At 57.5% G+C, this 16,083-nt stretch carries 13 protein-coding genes; 1 reads left to right on the top strand and 12 read right to left on the bottom strand.

Going from position 1 to position 16,083, the window contains the following annotated elements; translation table 11 throughout:
* Positions 1 to 596: 596 nt before the first annotated feature.
* Together OS189_RS00135 and OS189_RS00130 are read right to left on the bottom strand one after the other, a co-directional pair.
* The gene (locus OS189_RS00135; protein WP_267166031.1) at positions 597 to 1,709 is read right to left on the bottom strand and encodes an S-(hydroxymethyl)glutathione dehydrogenase/class III alcohol dehydrogenase; all 1,113 of its coding nucleotides are present in this window, start codon (positions 1,707 to 1,709) and stop codon (positions 597 to 599) included.
* A gap of 488 nt (positions 1,710 to 2,197) precedes the next feature.
* The gene (locus OS189_RS00130) at positions 2,198 to 2,311 is read right to left on the bottom strand and encodes an NmrA family NAD(P)-binding protein (RefSeq protein ID WP_267165256.1); all 114 of its coding nucleotides are present in this window, start codon (positions 2,309 to 2,311) and stop codon (positions 2,198 to 2,200) included.
* A 112-nt stretch (positions 2,312 to 2,423) separates the two neighbouring features.
* Here OS189_RS00130 and OS189_RS00125 point away from each other — a divergent pair, with 112 nt between their 5' ends.
* Entirely contained in the window at positions 2,424 to 2,984 is a 561-nt protein-coding gene (locus tag OS189_RS00125; protein ID WP_267165255.1) for a LysR substrate-binding domain-containing protein, read from the top strand.
* Positions 2,985 to 3,065: 81 nt separating this feature from the next.
* Here OS189_RS00125 and mnhG read toward each other — a convergent pair whose 3' ends face one another.
* The 10 genes from mnhG to OS189_RS00075 form a co-directional block, all read right to left on the bottom strand.
* Entirely contained in the window at positions 3,066 to 3,458 is a 393-nt protein-coding gene (gene mnhG, locus OS189_RS00120) for a monovalent cation/H(+) antiporter subunit G (protein WP_267165254.1), read from the bottom strand.
* Positions 3,455 to 3,742, bottom strand: coding sequence for a K+/H+ antiporter subunit F (locus OS189_RS00115; RefSeq protein ID WP_323380206.1), 288 nt, complete (start codon positions 3,740 to 3,742; stop codon positions 3,455 to 3,457). Before OS189_RS00115 ends, mnhG begins: the two co-directional genes overlap by 4 nt.
* The gene (locus tag OS189_RS00110) at positions 3,739 to 4,239 is read right to left on the bottom strand and encodes a Na+/H+ antiporter subunit E (protein WP_267165253.1); all 501 of its coding nucleotides are present in this window, start codon (positions 4,237 to 4,239) and stop codon (positions 3,739 to 3,741) included. The genes OS189_RS00115 and OS189_RS00110 overlap by 4 nt, the downstream gene beginning before the upstream one ends.
* A gap of 1 nt (position 4,240) precedes the next feature.
* The gene (locus tag OS189_RS00105; protein WP_267165252.1) at positions 4,241 to 5,797 is read right to left on the bottom strand and encodes a monovalent cation/H+ antiporter subunit D; all 1,557 of its coding nucleotides are present in this window, start codon (positions 5,795 to 5,797) and stop codon (positions 4,241 to 4,243) included.
* Positions 5,794 to 6,135 (bottom strand): Na+/H+ antiporter subunit C, encoded by a 342-nt coding sequence (locus tag OS189_RS00100; RefSeq protein WP_267165251.1) that lies wholly within the window; start codon positions 6,133 to 6,135, stop codon positions 5,794 to 5,796. The genes OS189_RS00105 and OS189_RS00100 overlap by 4 nt, the downstream gene beginning before the upstream one ends.
* 1 nt (position 6,136) lies before the next feature.
* The gene (locus OS189_RS00095; protein ID WP_267165250.1) at positions 6,137 to 9,004 is read right to left on the bottom strand and encodes a monovalent cation/H+ antiporter subunit A; all 2,868 of its coding nucleotides are present in this window, start codon (positions 9,002 to 9,004) and stop codon (positions 6,137 to 6,139) included.
* 160 nt (positions 9,005 to 9,164) lie between these two features.
* Positions 9,165 to 9,911 carry an SDR family oxidoreductase gene (locus tag OS189_RS00090; RefSeq protein WP_267165249.1) on the bottom strand — a complete coding sequence of 249 codons (747 nt, stop codon included), beginning with the start codon at positions 9,909 to 9,911 and terminating at the stop codon, positions 9,165 to 9,167.
* 39 nt (positions 9,912 to 9,950) lie between these two features.
* A complete protein-coding gene (locus tag OS189_RS00085) occupies positions 9,951 to 11,405 on the bottom strand; it encodes an aldehyde dehydrogenase family protein (protein ID WP_267165248.1) in 1,455 nt (484 codons plus the stop codon).
* Positions 11,406 to 11,532: 127 nt separating this feature from the next.
* Positions 11,533 to 14,655 carry an efflux RND transporter permease subunit gene (locus OS189_RS00080; protein ID WP_267165247.1) on the bottom strand — a complete coding sequence of 1,041 codons (3,123 nt, stop codon included), beginning with the start codon at positions 14,653 to 14,655 and terminating at the stop codon, positions 11,533 to 11,535.
* Positions 14,652 to 15,842: an efflux RND transporter periplasmic adaptor subunit gene (locus OS189_RS00075; RefSeq protein WP_267165246.1), complete on the bottom strand. Its 1,191-nt coding sequence runs from the start codon at positions 15,840 to 15,842 to the stop codon at positions 14,652 to 14,654. Before OS189_RS00075 ends, OS189_RS00080 begins: the two co-directional genes overlap by 4 nt.
* Positions 15,843 to 16,083 lie beyond the last annotated feature (241 nt).

The raw sequence follows: 16,083 nt of genomic DNA, 5'->3' as shown, positions 1-16,083 counted from the left end.
TAGCGCTGCGCGCAATGCAGTGTGATGAGCGGTGAGTGTTTTGCATCTTTCAAAAGGCTGAAATCGGGCATGCGGTCTGTTGTGGCCTGTTCCAGCGCTTCGTAGAAATCACAATTGCCGCCGCAACTTGGGGTATCCCATGCCGGGTCGTGCCACCATGCCCTGTCTGCTGTTCGAGTGTCCGGATATCCACAGCCTCCGGCAGGGGCGACAGCACATCGCGGCCGAAGATCGCCCGCGCACCGGGATAGGTTTGTGCAATGGTTTCGATCGCTTCATCGGTGGCGCGATCAGGGGTGACGCGAATAGTGTTTTTTCGCTTTTGTCAAAATGCTCGGGCAGCAGCCCGAAATCATAGGTGAGTGATTTACCGGCGGGCAAAGTTGCATCTGTACCGTTGGTGAGGGGGGCAGTTTGCGTGAAAGGCCTGCAATTTCAGCGGCAGGCCCTCCCCCGATCCGTTTGCGCCGATCACAACGCCCAGATGTTGCCCTGCAAACACGGGCATCGGCCAATCCATCCAGTACCCTGTCAGCACGTGATGCCCGTTTCCCCCAATCTCGTAGGTGAGATACGGAGGGAAACGGGGTTGATTGTTAAAACTCCACCACGGCCCGAATGGATTTGCCTTGATGCATCAATTCGAAGCCTTCGTTGATCTGGTCCAGCGTAAGCTTGTGGGTGATCATCGGGTCGATCTCGATCTTGCCGTTCATGTACCAATCAACGATTTTCGGCACATCTGTGCGGCCCTTGGCCCCGCCAAAGGCAGTTCCGCGCCAGACGCGGCCTGTAACCAGTTGGAAAGGTCGGGTGGAGATTTCGGCACCGGCAGGTGCCACACCGATAATAATGCTTTCGCCCCAGCCTTTGTGCGCGGCTTCCAGCGCGTCGCGCATCACTTTGGTGTTGCCCGTTGCATCAAAGGTGTAGTCGGCACCGCCGCCCGTCAGTTCCACCAGATGCTCGACAATGTTTCCGTCAATCTTTGACGGGTTCACGAAATCGGTCATGCCGAAATATCTACCCGTCTCTTCTTTGTCATCGTTCAGATCAACGCCGACGATCTGGTCCGCACCCGCCATGCGCAGGCCCTGAATGACGTTAAGGCCGATCCCCCCCAGCCCGAACACCACGCAACGTGCGCCGATTTCGACCTTGGCTGTGTTAATCACCGCGCCGATGCCTGTGGTCACGCCACAACCGATGTAGCAAATCTTGTCAAACGGGGCGTCCTTGCGCACCTTTGCCAAGGCAATTTCCGGCACCACCGTATGATTGGCGAATGTGGAACAGCCCATGTAATGGTGTATCGGCGTGCCATCCAGCATCGAGAAGCGTGTGGTGCCATCGGGCAATTGCCCCCGTCCTTGCGTGACGCGGATCGCCTGACACAAGTTGGTTTTGCCCGACAGGCAGTATTCACACTCGCGACATTCCGGCGTGTAAAGCGGGATAACGTGATCGCCGACTTCCAGCGTGGTCACACCTTCGCCGACTTCCATCACAACACCCGCCCCTTCGTGACCGAGGATCGCGGGAAAGATGCCTTCCGGATCATCGCCCGAGCGGGTGAATTCGTCGGTGTGGCACAGGCCGGTCGCCTTGATCTCGACCAGAACCTCCCCGCGCTTGGGGCCTTCAAGGTTGACCTCCATGATCTCTAGCGGTTTTCCAGCCTCGACAGCGACGGCGGCACGGGTCTTCATCATGGGATGTCCTCCAAAAAAATTTCATTCAGGAGGACCAAAATGGACCCTGAATGTCAAGCTGTGCGGGGTGGCTGCTGGCTCCCGCGGGCAAGATCATCGGACACCTCGACATCACCTCGACAAGTGGTGTCGGGCGGAAATCCGGAAACGCACCCGTCAGGCTGAACCCCTCATACCCGAATGACGCAAAAGGGGCGAAGCCCCGCGCATCTCTGCAAGGGCCACCATTGCGCGCGCCATGTCGGGCAGATCGGCCCACGCGGGCACGGCATCCAACCTCACTGCATATCCGGATTCACTACAGTCACGCCGCTGGAAAGACTCGCAGCGATGATGTTTGCGGTGTGGACAGGTAGCAGCGAAACCCATTTATGATAGGGCGGGTTAACGGCGTAAACGATGATATCAACGCCAGTCGCCGCCGCGCGCACGGCGGCAGCATCGTTTGCATCGCAGGCAACAGGCGTGATGCGTGCAGATGCCGCTTAATCACTGTTCCTGCTTGCGGCGCGCACGTGCCACCCTACCTGTGCAAACGTCTGCGCTGCAGCGCGCCCGAATCTGCCGTTTGCGCCGAGGACAAGTACTGCTCCGGTCATGTCAGTCTTCTTTTCCGTTGTATTGATAAAACCAGTATACCAATCGAAATTTGAATAGATGATTATATGTTTCTGCATATGAATATCCAATTATGAATACCTTGGCGATCCCGTGGCATCTGCTCCAGTCCTTCGTCGCAATCAACGAGGCCGGATCACTTTCCGCTGCGGCGGCGGCGTCCGGTGGCAGCAGATTGCCGCGACCTATCTGCTGCCACCGATGCTGGCCGGTCTGCACGCGGCCCATCCTGCGATGTCCATCGAATTGGTCGCCTCTGACAAAACCGAAAATCTGCTGCGCTTCGAGTCCGATCTGGCCGTGCGCATGTACCGCCCGACACAAAACGATATGATTGCCAGAAAGGTCGCGGAATTGCCGCTGGGGGTCTATGCGAACCGCCGCTATCTGGATCAGCACGACACGCCCGAAACACCGCAAGACTTGCTGTCACATGCAGTGATCGGATATGACCGCAGCACATTGATTATCGACGGTATACGCCGCATGGGGCTGGCCGTTGACCCCGGCTTTTTCGCGTTCCGCTCGGATGATCAGGTGGTGTGCTGGCGGAGATGGGCATCGGCCGTGGCCAACAATATATGGCCAGAAACGACCCCGATATCGTCGCACTATGGCCCGAAATCACAGTGGGGAGCCTGCCTGTCTGGCTGACTGCCCACAAAGAGCTGAGGATGAGTCCGCAGGTCAGGGTCTGCTTTGATCATCTGGCGGAGTGCTTCGCGGCGCTTTAGCTTATTGCGATATCGTGTCCGCGTCCGGGGTGTTGTCGGTTTCAACCAGATCAAACGTGGCCCACTGTTCGTCCCCCGGCAACTCTGGCGGTTGATCGCAGGCGCGACGGTGCATGTTAACCTTGGCAATAAAATTTGCCGAAATGGGCGCTGTGACAAACAGGAACGCCATGATCAGCGTTTCGTGCATGGCCCCCTCGCCAAACACACCGTTATAGATAATCGAGGCCAGCAACAGTCCGCCAACTCCCACCGTGCCGACCTTGGTCGGCGCATGCAGACGGGTCATGCTGTCGTTGAACTTCAACAACCCGATGGCACCGATCAGCGTAAACGCTGCCCCGACAATCAGACAGAATGTAATGACATATAGCGTAACTATTTCGTAAGTCATTCGATGATGTCCCCCCGCAATACAAACCGCGCATAAGCAACCGTCGAGACAAAGCCGAGCATGGCAATGATCAGTGAAACCTCGAAATATACCCGCGTTCCCTGGGCAATGCCCATCAACACAATCAGGCCGATAGCATTCACAACCATCGTATCCAGCGCCAGAATACGATCCCCCGTGCTGGGCCCGATCACAACGCGGATCATGGCCATCATCTGGCACAATCCGATTACGACAAATGCGGCGATCAGGGCATAGTTCATCAGATCCATTGCAAGGGTCATACAAATATCTCCTTCAGCCGCGCCTCGTAGCGTTTTTTGATCTCGTCCACTTCTGCTTCGGGATCATCTGTGTGCAAGACATGCACCAACAAGTAGTGACCGCTCTCGGACAAATCAGCGGATACCGTGCCGGGGGTGAGGGTAATCGTGCCTGCCAACAAGCTGATTGCCTCCGGTTGGCGCAGTTCCAGCGGGATTATGATCCACGCCGGTTTCAGTTTCGAATTGGGAACTGTCAGAACAATCCACGCGACCTGCACGTTGGCCACCATGATATCCCACAGTACCATCAGCGAATAGGAAATCATCTTGCCCAGGCGGAAACCGGCAGGGCGTTCGGGCCAGAACGCGGCGGTACTGCGCGGGATAATAATGCCGATGATGACACCAAAAACAGCCATTCCAGCGGAAAATTCGTTCTGGAGAAGTATCCAGACCAGCGCCAGAATGAGCGTCAGCAAAGGGTGTGGGAACAGCCAGCGATAGAGTCGCATCATCTCAGTGATCCCCTTCCTTGTCATCCGGCTTGGCAGTGCTCAGCTTGCCCTGCGTGTCGAGGACTGTGCTGATGTATACATCCGGATTAAAAAGCTGCGCCGCCGTCTTGTTGGTATAGGCATAGATCGGTCCGGCAAAAACGGTGTGCGCCACGATCAGCGCCAGCAATCCACCCACAGCAATGAACGACAGGATCGACGGCGCCGCACGCCCCGCTTCGGGAACGGGCGCACCGTCGGATTCTGCCTTCCAGAACAGGACAGAACCCGCACGCGAAAAACCCACGATGGTTATCAGGCTGGAGCCAAGAACCACCGCCCAGACCCACACCGCGGGGCTGCCGTCAAACGCGGCGTTCAGGATCATCAGCTTGCCCAGAAACCCCGACAAGGGGGGCAACCCCGCGATGCCAATCGCCGAAACCATGAATAACCCCGCAATCAATGCAGCACCGGCAACAGGCGCATCTGTTACCAGCCTCAGATGTCCACGGCTCTGACGCACCAGATCGACAATCAGGAACAGCGCCGCTGCTGCCAGTGTGGAATGAACGATGTAGTACAGCGCGGAGGCAAAGCTTTCCTCGGTGAACAGCGCAATGGCGACCATCACCATACCCATCGAACTGATCACCGCAAATGCGACCAGACGGTCCAGCTTCTTGGCCGCCAGAACGCCAACCGAACCCACAGCAAGCGACAGCAGTGCAACAGGCAATAGCCACGTGTCGTGCAGTCCTGCGGTAACCTCCAGATCAACGGGAAAGATCAGCGTATAGACGCGAATGATCGCGTACGCGCCCACCTTAGTCATAATCGCAAACAGGGCAGCCACGGGGGGCGGCGCCTCGGCGTAGGAGCTGGGCAACCAGAAGTGAAGCGGCACCACAGCCGCCTTGATCGCAAACACAAGGATCAGCAAAACGGACGCAACACGAATACCCACTGTTTCATCTGCGCCAATCATTTGCACCCGCTGGGAAAGATCAGCCATATTCAGCGTTCCCGTTTCTGCGTAAAGCGCGCCGAGCGCGAACAGGAACAGGGTAGAGCCGAGTAGGTTGAACAGGACATATTGGACCCCTGCGCGCAGACGGGCGTTGCCCCCTGCGTGGATCATCAACCCGTAGGACGCGATCAGCAGAACTTCAAAGAATACAAACAGGTTAAACAGATCGCCTGTCAGGAATGCACCCGCAAGGCCCATCACCTGAAACTGGAACAGCACATGAAAATGCCGACCGCGCTCGTCCCATTTGGATCCGATGGCGTAAAGCAGCACAAACAGCGCCAGTACCGTCATCAAAAGCAGCATCATCGTCGACAGACGGTCGCCCACCAGAACAATGCCGAAGGGCGCGGCCCAATCGCCCAATTGGTACAGCATCACCATTCCGTCAGATGTTTGCGCAGCAAGGCCAATCGCAATCGCAATCATTGCCAATATACCAGCAACCGAGAACACTCGCTGGATGCCCATGTGATATCGCGCGGCAAGAATGATAAACGGAGCAAGCAGAGCCGGAAGCACAACCGGCATAATCAGCCAATGGGTCATGTCGCGTCCTCCCCGTTGTCGGGCTGGTCATCGACGTGATCATCATCGGTGCCCAGGTAAGCACCCAGCGCGATCATCACCACCACAGCCGTCATCCCGAATGAAATGACGATAGCAGTCAACACCAATGCCTGCGGCAATGGGTCTGTGTAGGTGGTGGCGTCCGACAGGATCGGCGGTGCGCCCGGTGTCAGACGACCCGAGGCGAAAAGAAATACGTTCACTGCATAGGTGAGCAGCGAAACACCCAGAATAACCGGAAAGGTCCGCTGACGCATGACCATATACAGGCCGCCAGCAGTCAACACTCCGATGGCAGAAGCGACGAGAAGTTCCATATTATGCTCCTTGCCCTCTTAGTGCGTCACCTTCGGTTCGCGCAGGATTGATATCCATCGCGAAATCACTGTCTTTCACGTGGGCCCGCCGCGCCAGACGCGAGAACCCGTCGAGCGACAGCATCACCGCGCCAACCACGGCAAGGAACACACCCAGATCAAACAACGCGGCGGTTGCCAACTCGAACTTCTCGAACGGGGGGATGCGGACGTAGGTGAAATCGGACGTCAGGAACGGTTTGCCGACAAACCATGATCCGATCCCCGTCAGCCCTGCGATCAACACCCCTGCACCAATGACACCGTGATGGGGATAGCGCTGGCGCGCGGTTGCCCAGCTATAGCCGCTGGCCATATATTGCATAACCAGACCGATTGAAACGATCAGCCCTGCGATAAACCCGCCTCCCGGTTCGTTGTGGCCACGCAGAAAGACATAGAACCCCACAACCATCACAATCGGCATCAATACGCGGGTCATCACCACCATCATCGTCGGATGCATGTCCCCCGCCAGTTGTTTGTCAGGCGTGCGGTTCAGCAGACGCGCACGCACAGGACCGGCCAGCAAAGTTTCGGTCAGCGCGTAAATCAGCACAGCAGCGATGCCCAGCACGATAATTTCGCCAAACGTATCAAAGCCACGGAAATCAACCAGAATGACGTTGACGACGTTTGTGCCGCCCCCGCCTTTGTAACTGTTGGCGAGGTGGAATTCGGAGATCGGCGTCGTGACTGCTTCACGCAGCAGATAATGATAGCTGAGCGCCATGGCCGCCGCGCCCCCTGCCAGTGCCATTGTCACATCGCGGGTGCGGCGCAAAACCGTGCTTTCGACGGGCGTTTCATTGGGTAGGAAATTCAGGGCAAGCAACATCAGAATGGTTGTCACCACCTCAACCGTGATCTGGGTCATCGCCAGATCGGGTGCCGAGAAGAAGACAAAACCGATTGACACCATCAATCCCACGATCCCGATCAACACCAACGACAGCAAACGGTTACGGTGCAGGAAAACCATGCCAAGTGTTGCAGCCACCAGCATGGCCCAACCTGCAATCTCGATCGCGCCGGCAGGCTGAAGGGTGCGCGTTGGCGCGCCCACTGTTCCGGTTACCCATGCGTAGTATCCGGCCAGAATGACCGTCACCGCCATTACCGCACCATAACGCGAGAACGCACCGTTGTGCAGCGGCAGGGTAAGAGCTTTGGCCAGTTTCACCGCGCCTTCAATCAGTGCTTCGAAGATAACCTTGGCCTCCGGGCGCGGCGCGGCATCCCACAGACGCAACAACGGGTTAAACAGCGTCAGAACAATCAGGCCACCGACCACCGCCGCGATCGACATGTACAACGCGGGCACCAGCCCGTGCCAGATTTTGAAATATGCTTTCGGCACGTCTGCTACACCGCCCAAAACAGCGTTTGTAATGCCCTTGACCGCCGGTTCCGCCAGAAACGGCGCGACACCGATCACAACCACCAGCACCACCAACAACGCAGGCGGCAACCACAGACCACTTGGCGGATCATGCGGCGCGGCTGGGTAATCATCACGTTTCGGCCCAAGGAACGTATGCCCGATCAGACGGAAACAATAGGCAGCAGAAAACAGCGATCCGATGACTGCAAGCGTTGGCACAATCCAGTGATTGCCGCCCAGTACAGTATGATACGCCTCTTCCAGCATCATTTCCTTGCTTAGGAAACCATTCAACAGCGGAATGCCCGCCATCGACAGCGCCGCCAGCGTGGCGATCACAAATGTGATGGGCATCAGATGTCGCAAACCGCCAAGACGACGGATATCGCGGGTGTGTGTTTCGTGATCGATAATACCAGCGGACATAAACAACGCCGCTTTGAACGTGGCATGATTGAGAATGTGGAACACCGCAGCCATGGCACCAAACGCGGTACCTGTCCCCAGCAGCATGGTGATCAGGCCAAGGTGGCTGACGGTTGAAAACGCCAGCAGCGCCTTGAGGTCATGTTTGAACAGCGCAATCACCGCGCCTAGCAGCATGGTGATCAACCCCGCCCCTGTCACCAACCAGAACCATTCAGGCGTGCCTGACAAAACCGGCCACATGCGCGCCATCAGGAAAATCCCCGCCTTCACCATCGTGGCAGAGTGTAGATAGGCCGATACAGGTGTGGGTGCCGCCATCGCGTGCGGCAACCAGAAGTGAAACGGGAATTGCGCCGATTTGGTGAAGCAGCCCAACAGGATCAGGATCAGCGCAGGGAGGTAAAGGTTGCTTTCTTGAATGATCTCGCGGTTTTGCAAGATCACACTCAGATCATAGCTGCCTGCGATCTGGCCGAGGATCATCATGCCACCGATCATGGCGAGACCGCCCATGCCTGTCACGGTCAGCGCCATACGCGCGCCTTGGCGCCCCTCGGGCAGATGTTTCCAATACCCGATCAACAGGAAGGAAGATAGCGAAGTCAGCTCCCAGAACACCAGCAAAAGCAGGATGTTGTCTGACATGACAATCCCCACCATCGCGCCCTGAAATAACAGCAAGTAGGTGAAAAACTCGCCCATGTTGTCTTCGCGGGCGAGGTAATAGCGGGCGTAGGCGATGATCAGCAGACCAATGCCGAGGATCAACGTGGCAAAGAAGAAGCCCAGCGCATCCAGCATCAATGTAAAGTTCAGCCCAAGACCGGGTATCCACTCGGCCCGGTACATGACCGCATCGCCCGCCATCACTGCGGGCAGATTGGTCATCAGACCGATAAACGCTGCAAGCGTGATGGTAAATGTGACACCCGCGCAAGCTGCACGGCCTGCTTGATACATCAATCCGGGCAGCAGGGCGCCCAAAAACGGCAAGGCAACGATCAATAGAAGGGACACGCAAGCTCCGTACTGTTGGGGCCCGAGGATGTATCCCCTCCAGGCTTGTCGTCTCACCGCGTTTCGGAATCGTCACGATGATTTGGGTTACATTATGCGGTTTTTACAAAAGGTGCGAACCGATACCAAGACGATCAAGCAATTTTGTTCAGGTTTTTGATCAGATACAACGCCCGCCGTCGACTTCCATGCAGACACCGGTGATCATTGACGCCTCGTCAGAGCACAGGAAGCACGCTGCATTGCCCATATCCTCGGGCGTCGAGAATCGTCCGATCGGGATCGTCGACAGGAATTTGGCGCGCATTTCCGGCGTATCTTCCCCCAGAAAGCTTTTCAGCAGGGGGGTTTCCCCCGCAACAGGATTCAGCGCATTTACCCGCACACCGCTGGGGGCAAGCTCAACCGCCATGCCACGCGTCGCGTTGTTCATCCACCCTTTAGAGGCGTTGTACCAGCTTAGGTTCGGGCGTGGTGAAACACCCGCAGTCGAGGCGAGGTTAAGAATACTGCCCTGCCCCTTTTCCTTCATCAGGGGTACAATGTGCTGTGCGGTAAGATAGACAGATTTGCAGTTCACGGCGAAGACGAGGTCAAAATCCTCTTCGCTGACCGTCTCCATCGGCGCGGGCAAATGCGTGACTCCTGCGTTATTGACCAGAATATCAATCCGGCCCCATGCGTCCACCGCTTGCGCGGTCATTGCCTTGACGGCGGCCCCGTCTGCGACGTTCACGGTTGCCACAATGGCATGTGCGCCAATTTCCTGACGCAACTCCTCTGCCGCTTCAGTATTGAGGTCGGCAATCATTACCTGCGCCCCTTCGGCGACAAATTTGCGCACAATCCCAGCGCCAAACCCTGACGCGCCACCCGTTACAATTGCTGTTTTTCCTTGCAAGCGCATGGCTTACTCCTTCCGGTTTATGTCTGCTCGATTACGGCATCAGCCGTGGTACGCCGCCACTGTTTTCAACGATGTAAAGCCGTAGAGTGCCTCGAAACCTTTCTCGCGGCCATGGCCGGACAGGCCCGACCCGCCAAAGGGCAGTTCAACGCCGCCCCCCGCGCCGTAATTGTTCAAAAACACCTGCCCCGAACGCAACGCGCGGGCCAGCCGCATCTGCCGCGCACCGTCACGTGACCAGACAGAGGCAACCAAGCCAAAAGCCGTACCGTTGGCAATCGCCAACGCCTCCGCTTCGTCGTCAAACGGGATGATCACCTGCACGGGGCCGAAAATCTCGTCTTGGGCCAGTGTGTGATCGGGCGACACACCCTCGAACAAGCTGGGGGCTACGTAGGCGCCACCGGATGGCGCATCAGGGATCACCTCGCCTTTGGCGATCTTGTTCAGATCAGCACCTTTTGCCAAAAACCCTTCGACAATTTCTTTCTGGCGCTGCGATACAAGCGGCCCGACCGCCAGATCGGCCATAGCGGGCCCAGCGCGCAACGCGCCATAACGCTCGGCCATTTTGCCAACGACTTCGTCATATACACCGCGCTGGACCAATATCCGCGACGAGGCAGAACAGGTCTGTCCCGCGTTCTGGATGCCGGCATTCACCAGAAACGGCAGCGCCGCATCAATATCGGCATCGTCAAACACCAGTTGCGGAGATTTACCGCCCAGTTCAAGCGTGACAGGCACAACATTATGCGCTGCGGCCTGCTGGATCAGACGGCCGGTGCCAACCGATCCTGTAAACGAGATATGGTTAACGCCTGCATGGGACGTCAGCGCGGCCCCTGCTTCGGCACCTGTGCCGGAAACGACATTCAACGCACCATCTGGCAATCCGGCACGGCGCGCCAGTTCACCAAATGCGAGGGCGGTCAGGCATGCTTCTTCCGCGGGTTTCAACACTGCGGCATTGCCGGTTGCCAGTGCCGCACCGACAGAGCGCCCGATGATCTGCATCGGGTAATTCCACGGGATGATATGCCCGGTGACACCGTGTGGTTCACGCAGGGTATAAACGGTATAGCCATCAAGATAGGGGATCGTCTGGCCGTGCAACTTATCCACGGCACCCGCATAGAATTCCATGTAGCGGGCAAGCGCGACCACATCGGCGCGCGCCTGTGTCAGCGGCTTGCCGACATCCAGCGCCTCAAGCTTGGCCAGCTCATCGATATTTTCCAGCACCAGCGCGCCGATTTTCTGCAGCACACGGCCCCGTTCAACCGCTGTCGCGCGCCCCCACGGACCATCAAAAGCCGCCCGCGCCGCAGCAACGGCACGGTCAATGTCCGTCGCCCCGCCAAGCGCGATATCGCACAGGGCGCTTCCATCCGAAGGGTTGATCAGCGGCATCGTCTTCCCGCTGTCACAGGGTGCCCACTTACCACCGATCAGGCAATGGGTCGGGTCAATATCAAGGGGGCGAATGGGCATGGCGGTGGTCCTGTCAAACTGTTGCGCGCAGACTGCCAAGCCGCTGCCGGAATGGCAAGCCGCTAAGGGGACAGGATTATTGGGTGGCAAGCAGGGCGACCGGCCTTCATGGCCTCGCCGCGCCTGCTCACTCCGCCGGTTGCGCCTGCGGGACGCGGCGATTTGACTTACGCTCGCCCAGTATCAGCATCGCCGGAGTAACAACCAGCGTCAGGACTGTTGCCACAATCAAACCACCCGCAATAGCCGAGGAAAGCTCGGTCCACCACTGGGTCGACGGCGCGCCATAGACGATTTCACGGGTGAAGAAGTTCAGGTTCAGGCCGATCACCATGGGCATCAGGCCCAGTGCAGTTGTCACAGATGTAAGGATTACAGGACGCAGACGCTGCGCGCCGGTCCGCAGCGCTGACTCAAGCGGTGTGCGGCCCTCTGCCTTGAAATCGTTATAAGTGTCGATCAGGATGATATTGTTGTTCACCACAATCCCTGCCAGCGCAATGACACCGATACCGCCCATCACTACACCAAACGGTCGGCCTGTGATGATCAGCCCCAGCAGCACACCTGCGATGGAAAAGATGATCGCACTCATCACGACGAAAGCCTGAAAGAAGTTGTTGAACTGGATCACAAGGATCACAAACATCATGAATACGGCAGAGATGAACGCCCCGATCAGGAAAGCCATGCTTTCGGCCTGATCCTCTGCCTCGCCAGCGAAGTTGAATTCAACGCCTTCGGGCAAATCCGCCTCGTTCAGCGCGGCGGTCAGGGCAATGACCTGATCATTTACCAGCACATTGGGCGCTACGTTCGCCTCAATTGTCGTCACCCGCTTTTCGTCGATGCGTCGGATCACCCCTGTCCGCTCGGTCGGCGCGAAGGTAACAAAGTTGGAGATCGGCACCAGTCCCGCAGAGGTCGGCACGCGCAGGCCTGCAAGCTCGGAGAGGGACCGTTCCTCGCGCGGGAACCGCACGCGGATATCAAGCGATCCGTCTACATCACCGGGGCGGTAATCAGCCACAGTAATACCTTGGGTCAGCAGTTGAACTGCCTGCCCCAGCAGACTGACATCCGCGCCGAAACGCGCGGCCTCTGCGCGGTTAACCAGAATTGACACTTCAACGCCCGGCACGGGGCGGGTGTCTGTCACGTCGGTGAAGCCGCCGATGCGATCCATGATCTCGCGAATTTGTTGAACGGCCCGTCCCTGCACATCAGGATTGCGGGCTGTAATTTGCAAGTTTATCGGCTTGCCTGTCGACGGGCCACCGCTTTCGGTTTGCACCTGCACATCAATGCCCGCAATGTCCGAAACGCTTTCACGGATATCAACGCCGATTTCGGCAGCGGTGCGGCGGGTGTCCCACGGTGTTAACTCCAGTTGCAAAGTACCGATGGTTTCTTCGTCCCCCTGCCCCGCGCTCATCATCGAACGCGCATAGATGCTGGCGATTTCGTCATACCCCAGCAGGCGGTCCTCTACGGCGCGCACCAGCGCGTCGCGCTGAAAAATCGAGAAGTTATCGCGCGCACGCACCTGCACCTGCATGAAATCAGGCTCGACAGAGGGGAAAAAGCTGATTCCTTTGCCGAACTGGCCATACAGCCCGAAGCCACCGAGCAATAGCGCGACCGCCAACAGGACCGTCGTTGCGGGCCGCAGAATGGCCCATTGCAGCACACGCACATACAGCCCCGTCAGCCCCCGCATGTCACGCGGATCGCCAATTTCGGCAGCGTGAAGGGCGGCCTTGGCAGAAGCCGACTGCGGCTGCCGTTTGCCGATCAACCCGCCCACAACCGGTATGAACACAAGCGCCATAAACAGCGATGCAGTGAGTGTCAGGATCACTGTAGTGGGCAGGAATTTCATAAACTCCCCCACCATGCCTGACCAGAACAGCAACGGAAAAAACACGCTTAGCGTTGTGGCAGTAGACGCTATAATCGGCCACGCCATGCGTTTGGCGGCAAAGGAATAAGCCTCTTTAGGTTCGGCCCCCTCTTGTAGTTTGCGGTCGGCCAGTTCCGTGGTGACAATCGCACCGTCAACCAACATGCCGACCACAAGGATCAGTGAAAACAGCACGACGATATTCATCGTGTAACCCATCGTCCACAGTGCAATGACCCCTGCCAGAAACGCCCCTGGAATAGACAGCCCCACAAGGATCGCCGAGCGAAAACCCAGTGCAAGCACGATAACGATCATCACAAGGATCACGGCGGCAATCACATTTGCCTCCAGATCGCTCAGCATGTCTTTCACCTGCTTGCTCTGGTCTTGCAGATAGGTGATTTCGATACTGTCAGGCCAGTCCACGCGCAATTCTTCCACCAGCGCCTTCACCTCATCCACCGTGTCGATGATATTTGCGCCGGATCGTTTTGTAACCTCAAGTGCCAAGGCTGGCTGCCCGTCGATGCGCGCAAATGAATCGGGGTCTTCGAACGTGCGCCGGATTGTGGCGACATCGCCGAATGTGACAACGGCACTGCCGCGCACCTTTACCGGCATTGCCATCACGTCTTCGAGGTTTTCGATCAATCCCGGAACCTTCAGCACAATCCGGCCTGATCCGGTTTCAATAGCTCCCGCAGCAATCAGGCGGTTGTTACGCTGAATTTGGCCGATTAATTCGTCAAAGGACAGGTTGTAGGTTTGGAACACCGTTGGATCGATCAGCACTTCGAGAAACTCAAACCGCTGGCCGCCGATTTTGACTTCCAGCACGCCTTTCAGCCCCTCGACCTCGTCCTGAATTTTCTCAGCAAGTGCGTTCAGAGTCCGTTCCGGCACAGGACCAGACAAAATGGTTGTAATAATCGGGAACAGGGCTGTGTTGATCTCGGTGATATTGATGTCGTTCGCATCTTCAGGCAATTCGGATTGCACCCGATCGGCGGCATCGCGCACCTTGTCCAGCGCTTCCTGATTGTCCCCACCGGGACTGAACTCAAGCAGGATACTGGCAAACCCTTCGGTCGCATCCGACTTCATACTGTCCAGTCCGGCAATGGAAGCGAACTCGGTTTCCATTGGTTCGATCAACAATCGCTCGGCGTCTGACGGGCTGATCCCGTCCAACCCCGTGGAGACATAAAACAGCGGTAGTGGCACTTCGGGGTTTGCCTCTTTCGGAATAGAGACATAGGCATATGCGCCCAGCGTCAGCACCATGAGCAGCGCCATGACAACAACGCGCGAACGCGAAAACGCGGCGTCAATTATGGTGTTCATTGCTTTGGCTCCGCCGCAGAGGGTGCAACCACCTCACCCGCGCTGACAAATCCCTGTCCTACCGTGATCACATCAGTAATTTCAGGCAAACCCGTGACCCAGATCCCGTCTATCTGCGCGCGCACGACCTTTACAGGAAAGAACTCGACCTTGTTTTCCGCATTGACCGTTTTGATCCCCAGCGTGCCTTCGGCATCAAGTGAAACGATTGACGGAGCAAGAAAATGCGCGACAGCCTCGCCCGTGGGTATGACCACCTCGGCAGAGATACCGGCAGGGATCGCAAAATCATCATTGGCGACCTCGACCTCGGCCAGAAACGTGCGGGTTTCCGATGCAGCAGAGGTGCCGATAAACGTAACCGTGCCTTCGCGCTTTTCACCGATGATAAAATTCACATTGGCAGGCTGCCCGACAGAAAGCAGCGTCAGCGATTGCTGCGGCACCTGAATTGCAACCGTCAGTGGCGAAATATCAACCAGCCGCCCGACATTGGCACCGCTCTGCACGAACTCTCCGGCATCCAGATCAAGCGTCTCGATGCGCCCTGCGAAAGGGGCGGTAATGGTCAGCGCTTTTGCAGCCTGCTCTGCCGCTGTGACCTGCGCGCGCGCCGAGGCCAGCGCAGCGCGGGCTTGCGCGACGCGGTCTGCGGTGGCAATGCCGCGCTCCAGCAGCTTTGACGCGTTATCAAACTCGCGCTGCGCGCGCGCGAGTTCTTCTGCTGCGCGGTTGGTGTCGGCCTCGTTGTTGGTCGGGTCAAAGCGCGCAATTACCGCGCCCGCCTCAACATCCTGCCCTTTTTTCACAAGGACCTCTGCAATATCGCCGGATGTCTCCGCGCGCAGCATCGTGTCGCGGTCCGGCAGGGCCTGCCCCTCGGCGCGGTAAAACTGCGTAACGGTTTCGGCAACCGATTGGGTAACCGCCACGGCGACCGGTTTCAACGGCTCGCGCTGGGTCACATCCCCCTCATCGGCAGAAGGAAAGATAAATCCGCTGCCCATCCATCCGACAATCGCAATCACCAATAGCGCGGCGATCCACGTAGATCTTGACGCGCCCTTGTCGGAGTCGAATTTCAGCCGCTGCGGCGCGCTGTCGGTTTGATCTGATGTAGCTTGTGGCGATTTGACCTTGTCCCGCACGGCTTTGCCACCTGCGGTTTTGGTTGCGACATCTTTCATGGATCAGTTCCTTCAGGGCTTTGGGCTGCTGCCCCATATTCAAGTTTGCAGACCTGTTCAACCAGGCTGGCGTGGTCGATATGACGGCGCATCCGTCGCGGATCGAGGGGAACGCGACTGCCCAGGCGATTGCTTTCGGAACGTGTCCGCAAGTCATGCGCCAATTGCACGAGTATAACCGCGCCGGCACCGCAGCGTCCCTCTCTAACTTTTAAGTTGCCCATTTGGTTCCCTTTGCAAC

This window comes from Sulfitobacter sp. F26169L, from assembly GCF_026410285.1.
GTDB lineage: Bacteria > Pseudomonadota > Alphaproteobacteria > Rhodobacterales > Rhodobacteraceae > Sulfitobacter.
This window is presented reverse-complemented; position numbering and strand designations above follow the sequence as displayed.

Coding starts and splice junctions, on each gene's coding strand:
- OS189_RS00085 (WP_267165248.1), bottom strand. CDS start 11,405: ATGCCCATTCGCCCCCTTGATATTGACCCGACCCATTGCCTGATCGGT.
- mnhG (WP_267165254.1), bottom strand. CDS start 3,458: ATGACTTACGAAATAGTTACGCTATATGTCATTACATTCTGTCTGATT.
- OS189_RS00090 (WP_267165249.1), bottom strand. CDS start 9,911: ATGCGCTTGCAAGGAAAAACAGCAATTGTAACGGGTGGCGCGTCAGGG.
- OS189_RS00080 (WP_267165247.1), bottom strand. CDS start 14,655: ATGAACACCATAATTGACGCCGCGTTTTCGCGTTCGCGCGTTGTTGTC.
- OS189_RS00100 (WP_267165251.1), bottom strand. CDS start 6,135: ATGGAACTTCTCGTCGCTTCTGCCATCGGAGTGTTGACTGCTGGCGGC.
- OS189_RS00130 (WP_267165256.1), bottom strand. CDS start 2,311: ATGACCGGAGCAGTACTTGTCCTCGGCGCAAACGGCAGATTCGGGCGC.
- OS189_RS00135 (WP_267166031.1), bottom strand. CDS start 1,709: ATGAAGACCCGTGCCGCCGTCGCTGTCGAGGCTGGAAAACCGCTAGAG.
- OS189_RS00110 (WP_267165253.1), bottom strand. CDS start 4,239: ATGATGCGACTCTATCGCTGGCTGTTCCCACACCCTTTGCTGACGCTC.
- OS189_RS00075 (WP_267165246.1), bottom strand. CDS start 15,842: ATGAAAGATGTCGCAACCAAAACCGCAGGTGGCAAAGCCGTGCGGGAC.
- OS189_RS00115 (WP_323380206.1), bottom strand. CDS start 3,742: ATGACCCTTGCAATGGATCTGATGAACTATGCCCTGATCGCCGCATTT.
- OS189_RS00105 (WP_267165252.1), bottom strand. CDS start 5,797: ATGACCCATTGGCTGATTATGCCGGTTGTGCTTCCGGCTCTGCTTGCT.